Source organism: Cellulomonas wangsupingiae (assembly GCF_024508275.1).
Lineage (GTDB): Bacteria > Actinomycetota > Actinomycetes > Actinomycetales > Cellulomonadaceae > Cellulomonas > Cellulomonas wangsupingiae.
The window spans coordinates 1585052-1604074 of record NZ_CP101989.1 but is presented as its reverse complement, the minus strand read 5'-3'; the positions used below and the strand labels follow the sequence as shown (position 1 = coordinate 1604074).

General features: G+C 74.4%; 15 protein-coding genes and 1 pseudogene. 4 read left to right on the top strand and 12 right to left on the bottom strand.

Features of this window, described 5'->3' with window-relative positions; translation table 11 throughout:
* Positions 1-60: 60 nt before the first annotated feature.
* The 6 genes and pseudogenes from NP075_RS07465 to ileS form a co-directional block, all read right to left on the bottom strand.
* A complete protein-coding gene (locus tag NP075_RS07465; protein ID WP_227565133.1) occupies positions 61-1164 on the bottom strand; it encodes a right-handed parallel beta-helix repeat-containing protein in 1104 nt (367 codons plus the stop codon).
* A 121-nt stretch (positions 1165-1285) separates the two neighbouring features.
* Positions 1286-1438 carry a hypothetical protein gene (locus NP075_RS07460; RefSeq protein ID WP_227565134.1) on the bottom strand — a complete coding sequence of 51 codons (153 nt, stop codon included), beginning with the start codon at positions 1436-1438 and terminating at the stop codon, positions 1286-1288.
* Positions 1398-1595: pseudogene (locus NP075_RS07455) on the bottom strand (dihydroxyacetone kinase subunit DhaK); the annotation flags it as partial. The pseudogene NP075_RS07455 and the gene NP075_RS07460, both read right to left, overlap by 41 nt.
* A gap of 43 nt (positions 1596-1638) precedes the next feature.
* Positions 1639-2736, bottom strand: a complete 1098-nt coding sequence (locus NP075_RS07450; RefSeq protein WP_227565116.1) for a right-handed parallel beta-helix repeat-containing protein — start codon at positions 2734-2736, stop codon at positions 1639-1641.
* A 121-nt stretch (positions 2737-2857) separates the two neighbouring features.
* Complete coding sequence (locus NP075_RS07445; protein WP_227565117.1) at positions 2858-4243, bottom strand: bifunctional folylpolyglutamate synthase/dihydrofolate synthase; 1386 nt, start codon at positions 4241-4243, stop codon at positions 2858-2860.
* Positions 4240-7584, bottom strand: a complete 3345-nt coding sequence (gene ileS, locus NP075_RS07440; protein ID WP_227565118.1) for an isoleucine--tRNA ligase — start codon at positions 7582-7584, stop codon at positions 4240-4242. Before ileS ends, NP075_RS07445 begins: the two co-directional genes overlap by 4 nt.
* A 322-nt stretch (positions 7585-7906) precedes the next feature.
* On the opposite strand from ileS, the gene NP075_RS07435 reads away from it, so the two are divergent.
* Positions 7907-8578 (top strand): HAD hydrolase-like protein, encoded by a 672-nt coding sequence (locus NP075_RS07435; protein WP_227565119.1) that lies wholly within the window; start codon positions 7907-7909, stop codon positions 8576-8578.
* Between the two features lie 26 nt (positions 8579-8604).
* Entirely contained in the window at positions 8605-9321 is a 717-nt protein-coding gene (locus tag NP075_RS07430) for an HAD hydrolase-like protein (protein ID WP_227565120.1), read from the top strand.
* Here the strand turns inward: NP075_RS07430 and NP075_RS07425 are convergent.
* Positions 9275-9787, bottom strand: coding sequence for a phosphoribosyltransferase (locus tag NP075_RS07425; protein ID WP_227565121.1), 513 nt, complete (start codon positions 9785-9787; stop codon positions 9275-9277). The two genes, NP075_RS07430 and NP075_RS07425, sit on opposite strands and share 47 nt — an antisense overlap.
* A gap of 54 nt (positions 9788-9841) precedes the next feature.
* Between NP075_RS07425 and NP075_RS07420 the strand changes: the two genes are divergently transcribed.
* Positions 9842-10702 carry a formate/nitrite transporter family protein gene (locus NP075_RS07420; RefSeq protein WP_227565122.1) on the top strand — a complete coding sequence of 287 codons (861 nt, stop codon included), beginning with the start codon at positions 9842-9844 and terminating at the stop codon, positions 10700-10702.
* A gap of 89 nt (positions 10703-10791) precedes the next feature.
* The gene (locus tag NP075_RS07415) at positions 10792-11550 is read left to right on the top strand and encodes a MerR family transcriptional regulator (protein WP_227565123.1); all 759 of its coding nucleotides are present in this window, start codon (positions 10792-10794) and stop codon (positions 11548-11550) included.
* Between the two features lie 61 nt (positions 11551-11611).
* Here the strand turns inward: NP075_RS07415 and NP075_RS07410 are convergent, their stop codons facing one another.
* Genes NP075_RS07410 through NP075_RS07390 form a run of 5 tightly spaced genes read right to left on the bottom strand, consistent with a single transcriptional unit; the run spans position 11612 to position 18978 of the window.
* Positions 11612-13579: an allophanate hydrolase-related protein gene (locus NP075_RS07410; RefSeq protein ID WP_227565124.1), complete on the bottom strand. Its 1968-nt coding sequence runs from the start codon at positions 13577-13579 to the stop codon at positions 11612-11614.
* Positions 13576-15276 carry a carbamate kinase gene (locus NP075_RS07405; protein ID WP_227565125.1) on the bottom strand — a complete coding sequence of 567 codons (1701 nt, stop codon included), beginning with the start codon at positions 15274-15276 and terminating at the stop codon, positions 13576-13578. Before NP075_RS07405 ends, NP075_RS07410 begins: the two co-directional genes overlap by 4 nt.
* The gene (locus NP075_RS07400; protein WP_227565126.1) at positions 15273-16646 is read right to left on the bottom strand and encodes a YlbE family protein; all 1374 of its coding nucleotides are present in this window, start codon (positions 16644-16646) and stop codon (positions 15273-15275) included. The genes NP075_RS07405 and NP075_RS07400 overlap by 4 nt, the downstream gene beginning before the upstream one ends.
* On the bottom strand, positions 16643-18109 hold the full coding sequence (locus NP075_RS07395; protein WP_227565127.1) for an AllF/FdrA family protein: 1467 nt from the start codon (positions 18107-18109) through the stop codon (positions 16643-16645). The genes NP075_RS07400 and NP075_RS07395 overlap by 4 nt, the downstream gene beginning before the upstream one ends.
* Positions 18106-18978, bottom strand: coding sequence for an oxamate carbamoyltransferase subunit AllH family protein (locus NP075_RS07390; RefSeq protein WP_227565128.1), 873 nt, complete (start codon positions 18976-18978; stop codon positions 18106-18108). Before NP075_RS07390 ends, NP075_RS07395 begins: the two co-directional genes overlap by 4 nt.
* Between the last annotated feature and the right edge of the window lie 45 nt (positions 18979-19023).

The following is a 19023-nucleotide window of genomic DNA, read 5'->3' as shown; positions in this document are numbered from 1 at the left end:
CCCGGCGACCTGCCGCGGACCTCCCGCGGCAGGTCCCGCGGCCCTGCGGGACCGGCCGGATCAGGCCCCCGGCCGGCCCGCGCACACGACGCCGACGCACTGCGGCTCGACGCCGTTGCCCCAGGCGACGTTGCCCCCGAGGTCGGTCGCCCCGGGCGCGTCGATGCCGACGCCGGAGTTGCGGACCGCGGTGTTGTCCCTCAGCTCCGAGCGCCCGACGACCCGCACCGCGTCCCCGTTGGTGCGGAAGTCGTTGGCCGCGACGCGGATCAGGGGCTCGGCGTCCCCGCCCGTCGCAGTGCGCGAGCGCAGCGCCGTGGCGTTGCCCCGGAACTCGTTGCCCGTGACCGTGGCGGAGGAGTGCGTGTCCACGGCCCAGGTGTTGTCGCGGAACACGTTCCGTTCGATCGTCGGGCCGAAGTCCCCGCCGTCGTCCAGCCAGTGGGAGGCGGACCAGACGCCGACCTCGTTGCGGGCCACCGTGCTGTCCGCGAGGCGTGCACCGCACTGCCACGTCTCCTGACGCAGCGCGGTCCCGTTCTCGACCAGGCGTGAACGCTCGACGTCCACGTTCCCGCCGTTGCAGTACACGCCGACCTCGTTGCCGGTGACGGTCGAGCGCAGGACCCGGACGTCGGAGTAGTCCGCCGCCGCGTGGACCGCGGTCCCGTTGTCCCGGAGCACCGAGTCGGTGATCACCGCGGGCGACATGAACGTCGCGACGCCGGTGTCGTTGCCGCGCAGGGTCGAGGACTCGACGGTGATCTGCCCGCCCAGCCCGCCGGCGATCGCGACCCGAGTGTCGGTCACGACGACGTGGGAGATCGCACCGCCGCCGTCGGGCTCCTCGCTCAGCACCCCGGCGTCCCACCCGCGGATCGTGCCGTTGCGCACCGTGGGGGTGGAGCCCCCGGTGACCGCCTTCCCGAGCCCTCGTCCCGGCCCGACCAGCGCGTGGCCCCCGAGGTCGAGGACGACGCCGTCCACGAGCCGCAGCCCCACGTCACCGTTGCGGCACACCAGGTCGCGGGTCAGGGTCGTCGAGCTGGTGAGCGTCGCGCCGCAGCGCACCGTACCGGGCGAGGGCGTCGGCGCCGCCCCGCTCGTGAGAACCGTGACCGCGACGGTCGCGACTGCGACGGTCGCTCGGATGATGACGCCCATGTCTGCCCCCCGGCATGTCGGTGCGCAGGTGCGCACGCGACGAGAATAGGGACAGACCGGGCGAAGGGGACACCCCGGCGCGGTGGCAGCGGAGGGTGAAACCGTGCCACCGCGCCGCGCGTCAGTCCCGGCGGAGCAGGATGCGCGCCGCGGCGACGAGCAGCACCGATCCCGCGATCTCGGCCAGGTCGTCGACGTCCAGCGCTCGGGACGTCGACGCCTGCGTGACGACGAACTCCGCCAGCACCGGTGCGCAGCGGCTCGTGGCCGCCACCGCCGCTGACGAGCCCGACCTTGCCGGGCACGGCGCCGCCGACCCGGGTGACGAACAGCGGCTCGGTGTGCACCCGCACCACGTCCGCGTGGGCCAGGCCGAAGCCCTCGAGCGACTCGGCGACGACGTCCTGCGGGTCGTTGACGAGCTTCTTCACTCGCGTCCTCCCTGAGGTCTGCCGCCCCGCGGGACCTGCCGGATCAGGCCCCCGGCCGGCCCGCGCACACGACGCCCACGCACTGCGGCTCGACGCCGTTGCCCCAGGCGACGTTGCCCCCGAGGTCGGTCGCCCCGGGCGCCGAGATGCCGACGCCGGTGTTGCGCACGGCGGTGTTGCTGCCGAGCTCCGAGAGACCGTCGATGACGACGGCGTCCCCGTTGCGGCGGAAGTCGTTGGCCGTCACGCGGACGACCACCGGGCCCCACTGCGGGTCCGTCGAGGTCCGGGTGCGCAGCGCGGTCGCGTTGCCGCGGAACTCGTTGTCGTTCACGGTCGCAGACCACTGCAGGTCGACGGCCACCGTGTTGTCGCGGAACACGTTCCGCTCGAGGAGCAGGCCGAGGCCCTCGGGGAAGGTGCTCGACGACGACACCCCGACCTCGTTGCGGCTCACCGTGCTGTCGACGACGTCCGCGCCGCACATGAACGGGTCGACGCGCACCCCGGTCCCGTTCTCGACCAGGCGCGCACTCTCGACGGTCAGGGACCCGCCCTCGCAGTCGACCGCGATGTCGTTGCCCCTGAGGGTGGAGCGCTGCACACGGACGGTGGTGTAGTCCGAGCCGACGACCACCGCGCTCCCGTTGTCGCGGAGGACCGAGTCGGTCACGGTCGCGGTGGACTGGAACGTGGTGATGCCGTAGTCGTTGCCGCGCAGGGTCGAGGACTCGACGGTCGCCGTCCCGCCGAGGCTGCTGCCGATGGCCAGCCGCGTGTTGGTCACCAGGACGTGCGAGATCGCGCCGCCCCCGTCGGCCTCTTCGCTCATGACCCCCGTGTTCCACCCGCGGATCGTGCCGTTGCGCACGGTCGGCGTGTAGCCGCCGGTCACAGCAGTCCCGAAACCCCGCCCCGGCCCGACGAGCGAGAAGCCCCCGAGGTCGAGGACGACCCCCTCGGCGAGCCGCAGGCCGACGTCCGAGTTCCGGCACACGAGGTCAGCGGTCAGTGTCGTCGAGCTCGTCAGCGTCGCGCCGCAGCGCACCGTACCGGGCGAGGGCGTCGGCGCCGCCCCGCTCGTGAGAACCGTGACCGCGACGGTCGCGACCGCGACGGTCGCTCGGATGATGACGCCCATATCTGCCCCCCGGCATGTCGGTGCGCAGGTGCGCACGCGACGAGAATAGGGACAGACCGGGCGAAGGGGACACCCCGGCGCGGTGGCAGCGGAGGGTGAAACCGTGCCACCGCGCCGTGCGTCACTCCCGGCCGAGCAGGATGCGCGCCTCGGCGACGAGCAGCACCGAGCCCGTCACGATTACGCCGGCACCGTGCTCCGCCTCGCTCTCGGCGCGCTGCACGGCCTGGTCGATCGCGTCGGGCAGGCGTGCCGCGACGTGCACGCGGTCCTCGCCGAACACGTCGACCGCGATCTCGGCCAGGTCGTCGACGTCCAGCGCCCGGGACGTCGACGCCTGCGTGACGACGACCTCGGCCAGCAACGGCTCGAGCGCCGCCAGGATCCCCTCGGGGTCCTTGTCCGCCATGACGCCCACCACGCCCACGAGGCGCGTGAACTCGAACGCCTCCGTGACCGCGTCGACCAGCGCCTCGGCGCCCGCGGGATTGTGCGCGGCGTCGACGAGCACGGTCGGGCTCGACCGCACGACCTCGAGCCGGCCCGGTGACGTCACGTCCGCGAACGCCGCCTCCACGACCGCACCGTCGAGCGCCGCGCCACCGGTGAGCAGCGCCTCCGTGGCGACGAGCGCGAGCAGCGCGTTGTGCGCCTGGTGCTCGCCGTACAGCGGCAGGAACACGTCAGTGTACACGCCGCCCAGCCCGCGCAGCGCGACGAGCTGCCCGCCGACGGCGACCTGCCGGTCGACCACCGCGACGTCGACGTCCTCACGCACGACCCGCGCACCGCGCTCGGCCGCCGCGGCCAGCACGACGCCCTCGACGTCGTCGGTCTGGTGCGCGAGCACCAGCGTCGCGCCGTCCTTGACGATGCCGACCTTCTCCCCCGCGATCTCCACGAGGGTGTCGCCCAGGTAGCGCTCGTGGTCCATCGCGATCGGCGTGATCACGGCGACCTCGGCGTCGACGAGGTTCGTCGCGTCCCAGCGGCCGCCGAGACCCACCTCGACGACCGCGACCTCGACGGGCGCGTCGGCGAACGCGGCGTACGCCATGACGGTGAAGACCTCGAAGAACGACAGCCGCTGCCCGCCGCGCTCGAGGTGCTGCTGGTCGACCATGTGCACGTACGGCGCGACGTCCTGCCAGACCTCGACGAACCGCTCGTCGCTGATCGGCTCACCGTCGATGCTGATGCGCTCGGTGACGCGCGTCAGGTGCGGGCTGGTGAACCGCCCCGTGCGCAGACCGTGCTCACGCAGCAGCCGCTCCACCATGCGAGCGGTCGACGTCTTGCCGTTGGTGCCGGTCAGGTGCACCGTGCGGAACGCGCGCTGCGGGTCCCCCAGCAGCTCCAGCACGTCGCGCACACGGTCGAGGGACGGGTCGATGTCCTGCTCGGGCGCCCGCGAGAGGATCGCGCGGTACACCTCGTCGGCCGCCTCCCGGGCGGCCCGTGCGGCCTCGTCCTTCAGGTGGTCCGCGCCACCTCGCTCGCGGCTCACGCGTCGGCCTGCACGACGCTCACGGCGACGTCGGCCACGTCGGCGGCCTCGATCGTCACGGACGTCGCCAGCGTCTCGGCGGCGACGAACTCGCGGTGCGCCTCGACGTCCGCCACGTGCGCCGTCGGGACCGTGAGCGTGAGGTCCACGCGGTCCGTGACGTGCAGACCTGCCGCCTTGCGCGCGTCCTGCACGGCGCGCACGACGTCGCGGGCGTACCCCTCGGCGCGCAGCGCGTCGTCGAGCGCGAGGTCGAGGACGACGACCACGCCGCCGGCCAGGACGGCGGCGGCCACGTCGGCCCCCGCGCCCTCGCCGACCACCGTCGTCAGCTCGTACTCCGCCGGCTCGAGGGCGACGTCCCCGGCGTCGGTGGTGACGACGACGGTCTCGCCGTCGACCCGCCACGCACCGGAGCGGGCGCCCTTGATGACCTGCTGCACGGCCTTGCCGAGGCGCGGGCCCGCGGCGCGGGCGTTGACCGCGAGCCGCTGCGTGATGCCGAACCGCTCGGTGGTCGCGGCGTCCGCCTCGACCACGTCGACGTGCTTGACGTTGAGCTCGGCGGCCAGCAGGTCGGTGTACGGCGCGAGCGCCGCGGGGTCCGGCACCGCGACCGTGAGCCGGCGCAGCGGCTGGCGCACACGCACCTGGTGCGCCTTGCGCAGGCCGAGCGCCGAGGACACCACGGCGCGCACCTCGTCCATCGCGGTGACGAGCGCCGGGTCCTCGACGAGGAGCGCCTCGCCGACGTACCCACCGCCGGCCACGGCGTACCACCCGCCCTCCCCCTGGAGGACCGGCGCGTCCTCGCCCGGCGGCTGCACGCTCACGGGCCAGTCCGTGAGGTGCACGGAGCGCCCACCGGTGAGCCCGCGCCACACCTCCTCGGTGACGAGCGGGGCGAGCGGCGCCATGACGCGCGTGAGCGTCTCCAGCGCGGTCCACAGCGTGTCGAACGCGTCGGCGTCCTCCGACCAGAAGCGGTCGCGCTGGGTGCGCACGTACCAGTTCGTCAGCAGGTCGAGGTGCTCGCGCACGGCCTCGCACGCGGCGGGGACGTCGTACGCGTCGAGCAGCTCGGTCATCCGCGTCGCGAGGTCCCCGGTGCGCGCCAGGAGGTAGCGGTCCATGGGCGCCAGACCGGCGGCACGCTCAGCCGTGACGCGCTGCGCCGTGCACCCACGGCCCTCGTCGGCCGCGCCGGCGTACAGCGTGAAGAAGTAGTACGTGCTCCACAGCGGCAGCAGCACCTGACGCACGCCGTCGCGGATGCCCTCCTCCGTGACGACGAGGTTGCCGCCCCGCAGGATCGTGGAGGACATGAGCGACCAGCGCACGGCGTCCGAGCCGTACTTGTCCCACATGAGGACCGGGTCGGGGAAGTTGCGCAGCGACTTGCTGGCCTTGCGGCCGTCGTCGCCGAGCACGATGCCGTGGCACATGACGTTGCGGAAGGCCGCCCGGTCGAAGATCGCCGTGGCCAGCACGTGCAGCGTGTAGAACCAGCCGCGGGTCTGGCCGATGTACTCGACGATGAAGTCGCCCGGGTAGTGGTGCTCGAACCACTCGCGGTTCTCGAACGGGTAGTGCACCTGCGCGAACGGCATCGACCCGGAGTCGAACCACACGTCGAGCACGTCCGGGATGCGGCGCATCGTCGCCCGGCCCGTCGGGTCGTCCGGGTTGGGGCGCGTGAGGTCGTCGATGAAGGGCCGGTGCAGGTCCGGCTCACCGGCGTCGTTGGTCGGCACGCGGCCGAAGTCGGCCTCGAGCTCGGCGAACGAGCCGTAGACGTCGACGCGCGGGTACGCCGGGTCGTCGCTCACCCACACCGGGATGGGCGTGCCCCAGTAGCGGTTGCGGCTGATCGACCAGTCGCGCGCGTTCTCGAGCCACTTGCCGAACTGGCCGTCCTTGATGTGGCCCGGGATCCACTCGATGCCCTGGTTGAGCTCGACCATGCGGTCCTTGAACTCGGTGACCCGCACGAACCACGAGGACACCGCCTTGTAGATCAGCGGGTTCCGGCAGCGCCAGCAGTGCGGGTAGGAGTGCTCGTAGGTCTCGTGGCGCACCAGGGCGGCGCGGTGGGCGGCGTCGACGCGCGCGAGCGGGCCCGTGCCGTTCTTCAGGTCGGCGATGACCTGCTTGTTCGCCTCGAAGACCTGGGTGCCCGCGTAGTCGCTCACCTGCGCGGTGAACCGGCCCTTGGAGTCGACCGGCACCACCGGCACGATGCCCGCGGCGTCGCACGCGGCCATGTCGTCCTCACCGAACGCCGGCGCGAGGTGCACGACGCCGGTGCCGTCCTCGGTGGTGACGAAGTCCGCCGCGAGCACCTGGTGCGCGTGCTCGTGCCCGGCGAAGTAGTCGAAGGGCGGGGTGTAGCGCCGGCCCACGAGGTCGGCGCCCGTCAGACGCGCGACGACGGTCGGCTCGTCGCCCAGCTCACGGGCGTACGCGCCCAGGCGCGCCGCGGCGAGCACCACGCGCTCCCCGGGGTGCGCCTCGCCGAACGGCGACCCGGCGGCCGGCTCGACGACGACGTACTCGACGTCGGGCCCGACCGCGACGGCCAGGTTGGACGGCAGCGTCCAGGGCGTCGTCGTCCAGATCAGCAGCAGCTCGCCGGAGTCCAGGCGGAACCCGACGGTGATCGCCGGGTCCTGGCGCGAGGCGTACACGTCCTCGTCCATGCGCAGCTCGTGGTTGCTCAGCGGCGTCTCGTCGCGCCAGCAGTACGGCAGGACGCGGTAGCCCTCGTAGGCCAGGCCCTTGTCGTACAGCTGCTTGAACGCCCAGATCACCGACTCCATGAAGGACGGGTCGAGCGTCTTGTAGTCGTTCTCGAAGTCGACCCAGCGCGCCTGCCGGGTGACGTACTCCTCCCACTCCTTGGTGTACGTCAGCACCGACTCGCGGCAGGCCTCGTTGAACGCGGCGATGCCCATCTCGTCGATCTGCGACTTGTCGGTGATGCCGAGCCTGCGCTCGGCCTCGAGCTCGGCGGGCAGGCCGTGGGTGTCCCAGCCGAAGCGCCGCTCCACGTGCTTGCCGCGCATCGTCTGGTAGCGCGGGACGACGTCCTTGGCGTACCCGGTCAGCAGGTGGCCGTAGTGCGGCAGGCCGTTGGCGAACGGCGGGCCGTCGTAGAAGACGTACTCGTTGTCGCCGTTCTCGCCCGTCGGGCGCAGCGCCACCGAGGCGCGGAACGTGTCGTCCGTCTCCCAGTACCGCAGCACGTCCTGCTCGAGGGCAGGCAGGTCGGGGCTCGGCGGGACGGTCGCGGGAGTGCCGGCGGACGTGCCGTCGGAGGTGCGGTGCAGCGGGTACGCCACGGTCGGTGCTCCTGGTCTCGCGCACCCGGGGGTGCGGTACGGCCACGAGGACGACGCCACCCGGACCGGCCGGGCACCACCGCGGTACCACCTCGCTTGCCGGGGACGGGTCCCCGGCCTCTCGCCTGCGGCTGTGACGGGCCTGCCCCGTCCGGTTCTACTGAGGACCCGCGCCACGAGGACGCGCGATCCCGTTCTTCCGGAGGCTCACCGGTGATGGCCGGGTCGATGCCTGTGGACCCAGCATAGCCAGGCGCGCGCGCTGCGCCCGGCAGGCGCCGGTGATTCGTCGCCGCCACGGCCGACCAGGCACGATCGGCCCATGACCACCGCTCGACCCGTTGCCCTGCTCGACCTCGACGGCACGCTCATGGACTCCGCCTCCGGCATCGTCGCATCGGTGCGCACCGCCTACGCCGCGGTCGGCCTGCCGGCCCCCGACGAGGCGACGATGCGCTCGTTCGCCGGGCCGCCGATCGCGTGGTCGTTCACGACGCACGGCGTGCCCGTCGACCTGGTGGACGCCGCGATCACCGGCTACGGCGAGCACTTCGGCCGCGAGGGCGTGTGGGACACCCGGGTGTTCGACGGCGTCCCCGAGGCCCTGGTCGCGCTGCGCGAGGCGGGTGTGCTGCTCGTGGTCGCCACGGCCAAGCCGCTGCGCTGGGCGGAGCCGATCTGCGCCGAGACCGGCCTCACGCCGCTCCTCGACCACGTGGTCGGCGCCCCCGACGACGAGTCGGAGACCAAGGGCGAGATCATCGGGCGGGCGCTGGCGTGGGTGCGCGGGACCGTCGAAGACGCCGGGTACCGGGCCGTCATGCTCGGTGACCGGGAGCACGACGTGCACGGCGCCGCCGAGCACGGCCTGCCCTGCCTCGGTGCCCTGTGGGGCTACGGCGGCGCCGAGGAGCTGCTCGCGGCCGGCGCCGTCGAGGTGCTCGCGTCGCCCGCCGACGTCCCCGGCGCGGTGCTCGCCCGCGTGACGGGCTGACCCGGCGCCCTGGGATGATGGCCGGGATGAGCCACGCACCCCTGGTCCTGCTGGACCTCGACGGCACCCTGACCGACTCCTACCCCGGCATCGCCGCCAGCGCCCGCGTCGCGTTCACCGCGCTGGGGCTGCCGGTGCCGGACGCGACCGCGCTGCGGCGGTTCGTCGGCCCGCCGCTCGCCGAGTCGTTCGCCCTGTTCGACGTCCCGGCCGACCGCGTGCCCGAGGCGATCGCCGCGTACCGCGCGTACTTCCGCGAGACGGGCATGTGGCAGAACAGCGTCTACCCGGGCGTCCCGGAGCAGCTGGCGGTCCTGCACGACGCGGGCGTGCGGCTGGCCGTGGCGACCAGCAAGCCCGAGGTCTTCGCCGGGCCGATCTGCGAGCGCTTCGGACTCGCGCCCCTGCTCGACGGGGTGTTCGGGGCCCCGCTGGACCACGTGCCGTCGTCGAAGGCGACGGTCGTCGCGGCGGCCCTGGACGCGCTGCGACCCGCCGGGCCCGTGCTCATGGTGGGCGACCGTGAGCACGACGTGCACGGTGCGCGCGCGTGCGGCGTCGACTGCGTCGGCGTCGCGTGGGGCTACGCGCAACCGGGCGAGCTCGCGCGCGCCGGGGCGCTCGAGGTCGTCCCGACGGTCGACCGCCTGGCCGACAGGGTGCTGGCGACGCTCCGCACGCCCGGGCGCGCCGAGATCAGCGCGCCGGCCGGACCGGCGGCAGCGCCGACCACGGGAACGTGATCCACAGGTCGGTGCGGCGCCACACGTAGTCCGGGGCGATCACCGAGCGCGGCTTGGCGTACAGCACGGCGGTCCGCACCTCCGCGCAGTGCGCGGACAGCAGCCGCTCGACCAGGGCGAGCGTCTCACCGGAGTCCGCGACGTCGTCGACGACGAGCGCGCGCAGCCCTGCCAGCGCGTCGGTGTCGAGCAGCGGGGGCAGCAGCTGGGGCTCCGGCAGCGTGCTGTCCACGCCCGTGTAGAACTCGACGTTCATCGTGCCGACGGCCTTGGTGCCCAGGGCGTAGGCGATGGCCCCGCCGGGCGGCAGACCGCCGCGCGCGACGGACACGACGACGTCGGGGACGTACCCGGAGTCCACGACCGTCTGCGCGACCTCGCGCGTCGCGGCGCCGAACGTCGTCCAGTCCAGCACCTCGCGCTCGGTCGGCAGGTCCTGCCCGGGTGCGGCCTCCGTCGTCGTCATCCCCCTATCGTCGCGCACGCGACGCCACCCGTCCGCGTGTGTCACCGTTGACGTGTGAGTGCCGGTACCGATTCCCCGCTGTTCCCGGGCAAGTTCTTCATCAGCACGGTGCTGGAGGCGCTCGAGACCAAGTCCACGATGGCCGGCGCCCTGGGCCGCCGCTACCTCATGCGCGCGGCGATGGCGGGCATCATCATCGGCCTGCTGTACGGCGCGCACTACGGCGTCATCGCGGCGTTCGACCAGGTCACCGTCGGTGACGGGACGCTGTACCAGCTCGGCCGGCTGGTCGCGGCGGTCACGTTCGGCTGGGCGCTGGTGTTCATCTACTACTCGCGCTCCGAGCTCCTCACCTCGAACATGATGATCGTCACCATCGGCGCCTACCACCGGCGCACGACGTGGGGCCGCGCGCTGCGGCTGCTCGGCCTGTGCTACGTCGGCAACTTCGTCGGCGGGCTCCTGGTCGCCCTGCTGGTGCGGTTCTCGACGCTCGCCGAGGGCGCGACGCTCGCGCAGATGGTGGCGTCGGTGGAGCACAAGCTCGCGTTCGTGACGGACGGACCGACCGGCTGGGCGGACCTCGTGGTGCGGGCCGTGCTGTGCAACTTCTGCATCAACCTGGCGATGCTGCTCGTCTACAACGGACTCATCAAGGACGACCTCACGAAGTCGCTCGTCATGATCGTGGCGGTCTTCATCTTCGCCTTCCTCGGGCTGGAGCACTCGGTCGCCAACACGGTGCTGTTCACCATCGTCGGGCTGCAGGAGGGCATCGACGTGGGGCTGGCCGCCGGCAACGTCGGGCTGGCGCTGATCGGCAACTTCGTCGGGGGCGGCCTGCTCATCGGGCTGTACTACGCGTACGTCAACGACGACTCGCGGTGGCTGCGCAACAACCCGCCCGCCTCCTGAAGAACCCCGCCACCACCGCTTGACCTTGACGTCGCGTCAGCTCCTACCGTGAAGCAGGTCCACACCGGAGCACCCGACGAGGAGGAGCGGTGGAGGCGTCCATCCAGGAGGTCGCGCGCCTGACCGGCACGACGAGCCGCACGCTGCGTCACTACGACCAGATCGGGCTGCTCACCCCGAGCCGCGTCGGCGCCAACGGCTACCGCTGGTACGACGACGACGCCCTCGTGCGCCTGCAGCGGATCCTGCTGCTGCGCGACCTCGGTCTCGGCCTGGCGGACGTCCGCCGCGTGCTCGACCGCGAGACCGACGAGGAAACGGCGCTGCGCCGCCACCTCGCCTGGCTCGAGGCCGAGCAGGACCGCCTGGCACGCCAGGCCGCGTCGGTGCTCCGGACCCTCACCGCACGACACGAAGGAGCCGGTCTCATGGCCGAGGAGATGTTCGACGGGTTCGACCACACGCAGCACCGGCAGGAGGTCGAGGAGCGCTGGGGCGCCGACGCGTACGCCGCCGGCGACGCCTGGTGGCGCAGCCGGAGCGACGACGAGCGGACCGCGTGGCAGGAGCGCTCGGCGACGCTCGCCGGGGACTGGGCGGCGGCGGCGGCCGCGGGCACCGACCCCGCGTCGGACGAGGCGCAGGAGCTCGCGCGCCGGCACGTGCACTGGCTGCGCGACGTGCCCGGGACGCCCCGCGAGGGCGACGCACCGGCCCGCGGGTACGTGCTCGGGCTGGCCGACATGTACGTCGCCGACCCGCGGTTCGCCCGCGTCTACGGCGACGACGAGCGGGGTGCCGCCTTCGTGCGGGACGCCCTGCACGAGTACGCCGCGCGTCACCTGTGACGCCGTGACCGGCGCGGCCCCGCGAGGAGCCGCGCCGGTCCGACCCGCGCCCACGGAGCCGTCAGGCCGGCGACGTCGTCGCCAGGTACTCCCGCCAGCCGCCGTGCTGCGTGATCTCGGGGTGCTCCTGCGCCCTCGCCCGGTGGTCGAGGATGCCGGGCACGAGGCGACCGTCCGCGAGCTCCACGGGCCCCCGGTACAGCCCGGCCGGCTCGCCCTCGACCACCCGCACCAGCACCTCGGCCGGCACGCGGTACAGCTCGCCATGGACGGCCGCCCCCTCCTCGTCGTCCGCGACGCGGTACATGCCCGGGTGCCGGCCGTCGACGGCGTGCACGCGGTACCGCGGTGCGGTCGTCGTCTCCGCCACCAGCTCGGCGCCGTCGAGGTGCGCGTGCAGCTCGAGCCCGCGCATGAGGCTGCCGTTGACGAAGAGCAGCTCGTCGTCCAGCGCGTCGTCCCGCTCGTGCCGCAGGCGCCACCCGAACGACGCGAGCAGCACGGCGAGCAGGACGTAGCCCAGCGTCACGGCCGGCGAGGCGTTGACGCCCACCTCGAGCGCGTTGACGAGCCCGAAGAACGACAGCACCGCGGCGATGCCGGACGTGATCGCCGCGGCGTACAGGCGGCGGTCGATCACGAAGCACGCGATCGCGCCCAGCAGGATGCCGACGAGGACGGCGCCCTGCCCGAGCAGCCGCAGGCCGTCGTAGACGACGCCGTTGGCGACGAGCGCACCGGTCCCGACCTCCTCCGCGGACGTGCCCGCGGCGGCGAGCGCGTTGTCGATCAGCCCGGTCGCCCACTCGGCGAGGCTGGGGACGATCGCCAGCACGATCGCCGGCGCGTACCGTCGCGGGTTGACGTCGAACGCCTGGGCGCCGATGACGAGGCCGATGTACAGCAGGACCGGGACGAGCGCCTGCATGGGGAACACCGCCAGGAACGTGCCGACCAGCCCGGTGAAGCACACGAGGCCGACCACGACGCCCGTCGCCAGCGAGTACCCGACGCGTCCGCCGACCGCCTTCCAGCCCGGGTGCCCGATGTACACCGCGGGCGGGAACGGCGAGCCGAGGAACGAGCCGACGACGGCCCCGAGCCCGTCCGCCGTGAGCACCTGCCGCGCGGAGTACCGGTCCCCCGCCGCGGCGGCGGACTCCACGTTGGTCATGCCCTCGGTGAAGTTGTAGATGCCCAGAGGGATCGCCGAGGCCAGCAGCGGGGCGATGTCCTGCAGCCCTGTGACGACGTCGGCCGACGGCAGCGGCAGGTGCAGCGCGAGGTCCGCGACCGACTGCGTGACCGCGCTCGGCTCGAGGATGCCCGACCAGCCGGCGGCGACCGCGGCCCAGGCGACCGCCGTCGCGACGAGCACCGCCACCAGGCCGACCGGCGCCCCGAAGGGCATGCGACGCCCACCGAGCCAGCCCACGAGGATGAAACCGAAGGCCACGAACGCGATCCACGGCGCCTGCCACATCTGCGCGGCCGGGCTCATCGAGATGAACGTGATCGAGATGCCCGCGAGCGCGCCGAGGAGCGCCGCCCGCGGCGTCCAGCGCCGGATCCACGGGCCGAAGACCGCCCCGAGCAGGACGATGCAGCCGATGATGAACGCCCAGGCCAGCCCCGCACGCCAGGCGGCCAGCGGGTCCTGCGTGCGCAGCAGCACCGGCAGCATGACGACGAAGACGACGATGAACGTGTGCGGCACGCTCGGCCCGTACGGCAGCGCCGCCACGTCGGAGCGGCCCTCCCGGCGGGCGAGCCGCCGGGCGAGCACGGCGTACCAGATGTTGCCCAGCGGCAGCGCGATGCCCAGGGCGGGCAGGATCCGCCCGTAGACGGTGTCGCCCGGGATCTGGACGACCGCCAGGCACAGGCCCGTCAGGACGATGACGTTGAGCAGGACGTTGGTGCCGAGGCCGAACAGGCCGTTCCAGTCCCCCGGGGTCCACCACGGCAGACGGCCGGGCGTGCCGGCGGGACGGTCGGCGGTCGACACCTCGCGTGCGGCAGTGCTCATCGTGGGACCTCCTCGTGCGTCGTGGTGCGCAGGGCGGTCAGGAGCGCGTCGGAGGTGGCGACCCAGCCCACGATCCCGCCCTGGGCGCAGAACATGTCGAGTGCGGAGCGGTGGAACTGCGGGAAGTACGACGCCGTGCAGTCGGACAGGACGAGGGACTCGAAGCCGCGGTCGTTCGCCTCGCGGACCGTCGTCTGGACGCACACCTCGGTGGTGACGCCCGTGACGACGAGGCTCGTGATGCCCCGGGCCCGCAGGATGGTCTCGAGGTCCGTCGCGTAGAACGACCCCTTGCCGGGCTTGTCGAGGACGACCTCGCCCTCGACGGGCGCGAGCTCGGGGACGATGCCGTGACCGGCGGAGCCGCGGACCAGCACGCGGCCCATCGGGCCGTCCTCGCCGATGCGCAGCGTGGGGCTGCCGCGGTCCCGCTTGGCGGGGAACAGGTCGGTGAGGTCCGGGCGGTGGCCCTCGCGGGTGTGGATGACCGGCCAGCCGCGGTCCCGGAAGACCTCCAGCACGCGGCTCGTCGGCTCGATCGCGCCGCGCAGCCGCGACACGTCGTTCCCGAGGGACTCGCCGAAGCCCCCGGCCTCCATGAAGTCGCGCTGGAAGTCGATGCACAGCAGCGCGACGCGGCGGGGGTCGAAGACGTAGGGGAACGGGTCGGCGGCCAGGGTGATCATCGGCTCTCCAGGTGTCGACGCGGGCGAGAGGGCTGTGGGCGTCGGGGGCGCCGGGCGGTCCCGGGCGGTCAGGAGCGTCCCGGACCGGCCCTCGAGCGCGTCGCGCAGGCGGGGCAGGGACGTGATGACGGCGCGTCTGCCACCGTCGGCGACGAACTGCAGCGCGGACTCGACCTTGGGACCCATCGAGCCCGGCGGGAACTCGCCCGCGTCGAGGTGCGCGCGCAGCTCGACGGGGTCGACCTCGCGCAGCGCCCGTTGCCGCGGTGTCCCCCGCCCGACGCTCACCTCATCGACGCCCGTGACGAGCACGAGGGTGTCGACGCCGACGGACGCCGCGAGCAGCGCCGAGGCGCGGTCCTTGTCGACGACGGCGTCCACGCCGTGCCAACCGTCCGCGGCGCGGACGACGGGGATGCCCCCACCGCCGGCCGCGACCACGACGGCGCCGGTGTGCACGAGCGCGCGGATCTGCTCGGCCTCCACCACACGTCGGGGCCGGGGGCTGGGCACGACCCGGCGGTGGACCCCCGGCGCGGTCTCGATGACCGTCCAGCCCTCGGCGGTGCGCGCCCGGGCGGTCGAGCTCGTCATCGCGGCGCCGATCGGCTTCGTGGGGAGGGCGAAGGCCGGGTCGTCGGCGTCGACCTCGACGTGCGTGAGCACGGCGACAGCCCGTGAGTCGAGCCCGCGTCGCTCGAGCGCGGAGTCGACGGCCACCGCCAGGAGGTGGCCGATCCCGCCCTGGGAGTCGGCCACCGCGAGCCACAGCGGCAGCTCCGGCAGGCCCTCGACGCTCGCGTCCGGGGCGACGAGCTCGCCGCGGCGCAGGATGAAGCCGACCTGCGGCCCGTTGCCGTGCGTGACCAGGACCTGCCGGCCGTCGCCGACCAGGTCGGCGACCTGGTCGGCGAAGCGCGCCGCGCGCTCCTGCTGGCGGGCGACCGACCCCGGCTCCCCGTCGAGAACGAGCGCGTTGCCGCCCACGGCGAGCAGGACGGTGCCGGTCATCGGACCCGCACCTCGTGCAGCGCGCGGACCGCCTGGAGGAAGACCCCTGCAGGCGCCTCGACGATCCCGGCGCCGATCTGCCCGACGCCCGCCTCCCGGTGCGCGATCCCGGTGTTGATGACGGGCAGCACGCCGGTGTCGAGGACCTTGAGGACGTCGATGCCGCTGGGTGCGCCGGCGAAGTTCAGGGCCGGGAGCCGGAACGCCGGGTGCGGCCCCAGCGTGATGCGCGCCATCGAGCGCGTCGTGTCCAGCGCGTCGTCGGGGGTGCCGCCGACGAAGAGCGTGATCGCCGGCGCCGCCGCCATCGCGAAGCCGCCGATGCCGAGCGTCTCCGTGATGGCGGAGTCCCCGAGGTCCGGGTTGGCGTCGGCGATGCCGTAACCCGGGAAGAACAGGCCGTCCGCCGCGTCCACGGGGGCCGTGAACCACCGCTCCCCCGTCCCGGCGACGCGCAGCCCGAACTCGACGCCGTTGCGCGCCATCGCGGTCACCAGCGTGGAGTGCTCGACGCCCACGGCGGCGTCCATGGACAGCTTGGCCGCGGCCATCGACAGGTTGAGGGCGAAGTGGTCGTTCTCCGCCAGGAACCGCAGCACCTCGACGCCCCGGTCCTGCTCCGCGACGCACGGCGCGAGACGCCGCGCGAGCAGGAGCGTCGCGGCCGTGCACCGGTTGTGCCCCTCGTCGCCCATGGTCAGCGACTGCGCGACCAGGGAGGTCACGTCCACCGACCCGCCGGCCCGCAGGGCGCCGTCCAGCACGGGCCCGAGCACGTCGCGCATCCACCGCAGCCGGTCGACGACCTCGGCGTCGAACGCGCCGAACCGCAGCACCCGCCCCAGGCCCTCGTTGAGCGACGCGTACGCCCGGCGGGCCCCGTCCTGCACGACGAGCACCGGCATCGACGGGGCCAGCACACCCGCCATCGGGCCGACCGCGCCGTGGTGGTGGCACGCGTCGAGCGTGACGCCGCCCGCCTCGATCAGGGCCAGGGCGTCGGTGGGCGTGCCGGCCCAGCCCTCGAGCAGGACCGCACCGATCAGCGCGCCGCGGACCGGTCCGCACATCCGCTCGACCTCGAGCGGCGGGCCTGCGTGCAGCAGCGTGCGTCCCTCCCCGAGGCCCGGGACGACGTCACGGGCAGGACGCACCGCCACGAGCTGCGGGCGCACCGCGTGCACCGCCGCGAGCGCGCGACGGTTGGCGGCGCGCGTGACGTCGTCGTCGAGGACGACGCCGAGACGTGCGGCCGCCACGTCGCCGAACGCGGGCGGGCGCCAGTCGAGCTGGACGACGTCCTGCGCGGGCACCCCCTGGACGACGGCCGGGAGGCCGACGTTGAGGACCCGCACGCCGCCGGCGATCACGCGGGCACCCCGCCCCCGGCGACGAGCGCGACGGCGGTGCGCGCCGCGGCGGCGTTGGACGGGTGGACGAGCACGCCGGCTCCCTCCAGGGTGCGGCGTGCGGCGTCGAGGCCCTGCGGGTCGCCGTCCGTGCCGCACACGGACGCGAGCACGACGAGGTCACGGCCGTCGGCACGCGCGGCGGCGACCGCCGTCCCGGCGGCCCGTGCCAGGGGCGTCGCCGGGTCGGCGGCGGCGCCGAACCCCAGGACGAGGTCGACGAGCAGGACACCGACGTCGGCACGGCCGCCTGCCGCCGCGACCCGCTCCGCGCGGGCGGACGGGTCGATCATCGGGTGCGGCCGGCCGACGGTGTACTCGTCGGCCCCGAGGTCGAGCACCTGGGCGTCGACACCGGCCCGCGCCAGGACGACCCGGGTCTCGGCGGCGAGGGTCCCCCCTGTGTAGAGGCCCAGCACGCCCCGCGCGGCCGGGGCCGGTGGCGGCACGACGGCCCCGACGTGGAGCGGCGCGCCGACCAGGGTCGCGGCGAGCCGCGCGCCGCCCTCGAGCGTGCCGCGCACGGGAACCGCTCCGTCGGTGTCGTCCTGCCCCAGCAGGCACGCCACCGCGGGCTTGCCGAGCCCCGCGAGCCGGGCGAGCAGCCGCTGCGCCACCTGCGCGGCGGGGGGCTTGGACACGACGACCACGACGGCCGTGGTGTCGTCCGTGCTCAGCAGGTCCAGCGCGAGGTCGGTCATCGTGCCGCCCACCTCGGCCGACAGGTCCCGGCCGCCGACGCCGACCAGCTGTGAGACGCCCGTCCCCGCGCGGTGCAGCAGGCAGGAGACCTCCTGCGCGCCGGTGCCGGACGCCGCGACGATGCCGACCGGACCGCGACGCACCGCGTTGGCGAACCCGAGCGGCACGCCGTCGAGGATCGCCGTGCCGCAGTCCGGTCCCATGAGCAGCAGGCGCCGGCGCACGGCCAGCGCCTTGAGCCGGACCTCGTCGGCCGTCGTCACGTTGTCGGAGAAGCACAGGACGTGCAGCCCTGCACGCAGGGCCTGCTCGACGACGACCGGTGCGTAGGTGCCGGGCGTCGAGACGACCGCGAGCGTCGCGCCGGGGTCGGCCGCCCGGCCCTCGCCGACCGTCTGCGGGACGGGCCGGCGCCGGCCGCCGCGCTCCGGCTCCACCGCCACGAGGCCCGCCTCGCCGGCGTCCAGCGCGGCCGCCACCACATCCTCGTCGAGCCCGCGCACGACCAGCACGAGGTCGTCGGGCGCCGGGGCGAGGCCGACGGGCCGCATCCCGGACCGTTCCAGCACGGTGAGGTTGCCGGGGGTCCCCATGACGGCACCGGCGCGCGTCACCCCCGCGCGGCGCTCGAGCGACGACGCCAGCGCCATGAGCGTCACGGAGTCGCGGTAGAGACGCGGGAGCACGCGCGCCGCCAGCGCGCCGGCGCTGGTCGTGGTCATGCGGTCCTCCGATGCTCGTCGGCGGGCCGGGCCGGCGGGTGGGCCGCGGCCGCGTCACCGAGCGCGCCGGCTCCCACGCCGGCCGCGAGGTCGAGCCCGGAGCTGGCGCCCCACGTGCGCGCCGACGCGAGCGCGCCGGGCACGAGCGCCGCGTCGGCGGTGGCGGCCACGAGCAGCTGGACCCGTTCGGCGACCTGACCGCGCAGCGCCGCCGCCAGGGCGTGGCGCGACAGGCTCGTCGTGCGGTGCAGGACGGCGGGCAGCGCGCGACGGATCGCCGCACCGGCGCGCGCGGCGGCGGCGTCGTCCCGCCGGTCGAGGCCCGCGAGCACGCCGACGACCGCGTCGTCGCCGCTGGGGGTCGACCCCGGTCCCACGCCGACGAGCCGGTGCAGCACGGCGCGCACGCCGCGCGGGTCGTCCCCGGCGGCGGCACCGACCAGGGTGCGCGCCCCCCGGCGTGCCGGGCCGGGGTCCATGACACCCCGCCCACCACCGGACGACGCCGCGACGAGCGCACCGGTGAGCAGCGCCCGGGCGGCGCCCGCGTCGACGGCACCCTTCGGCACCACCAGGTCCACGCGCGGCGCACCCTGCAGCGACGTCAGCCACAGGTCGCGGTTCGGCGCCGCCCCGGCCACCGCGCGCAGCGCCGGCCCGGGGTCGCCGGCGGCAGCCGCCAGGCACACGCCACCGGGCACCAGGCCGTGGGCGGCCGACGTCACCGGGACCAGCGTGCCGTCCGCCGTGCGCAGGACGACCGAGGTGCGTCCGACGTGGACGACCCTCGCCGTGACGAGGACGTCCGGCACGGGCGCGTCGGTGGCGAGCCGCGCCGGCCCGACGCCCGAGATGCACCTGTTCGTCATACTGTGACCGTAGGGATTGAGGCCCCCGCGCCGCTGCGTCCGAAC

Excerpts from the sequence above, each read along its gene's own strand:
- NP075_RS07465 (WP_227565133.1), bottom strand. The coding sequence starts at position 1,164 with ATGGGCGTCATCATCCGAGCGACCGTCGCAGTCGCGACCGTCGCGGTC.
- NP075_RS07450 (WP_227565116.1), bottom strand. The coding sequence starts at position 2,736 with ATGGGCGTCATCATCCGAGCGACCGTCGCGGTCGCGACCGTCGCGGTC.
- NP075_RS07435 (WP_227565119.1), top strand. The coding sequence starts at position 7,907 with ATGACCACCGCTCGACCCGTTGCCCTGCTCGACCTCGACGGCACGCTC.
- NP075_RS07430 (WP_227565120.1), top strand. The coding sequence starts at position 8,605 with ATGAGCCACGCACCCCTGGTCCTGCTGGACCTCGACGGCACCCTGACC.
- NP075_RS07425 (WP_227565121.1), bottom strand. The coding sequence starts at position 9,787 with ATGACGACGACGGAGGCCGCACCCGGGCAGGACCTGCCGACCGAGCGC.
- NP075_RS07410 (WP_227565124.1), bottom strand. The coding sequence starts at position 13,579 with ATGAGCACTGCCGCACGCGAGGTGTCGACCGCCGACCGTCCCGCCGGC.
- NP075_RS07405 (WP_227565125.1), bottom strand. The coding sequence starts at position 15,276 with ATGACCGGCACCGTCCTGCTCGCCGTGGGCGGCAACGCGCTCGTTCTC.
- NP075_RS07395 (WP_227565127.1), bottom strand. The coding sequence starts at position 18,109 with ATGACCACGACCAGCGCCGGCGCGCTGGCGGCGCGCGTGCTCCCGCGT.
- NP075_RS07390 (WP_227565128.1), bottom strand. The coding sequence starts at position 18,978 with ATGACGAACAGGTGCATCTCGGGCGTCGGGCCGGCGCGGCTCGCCACC.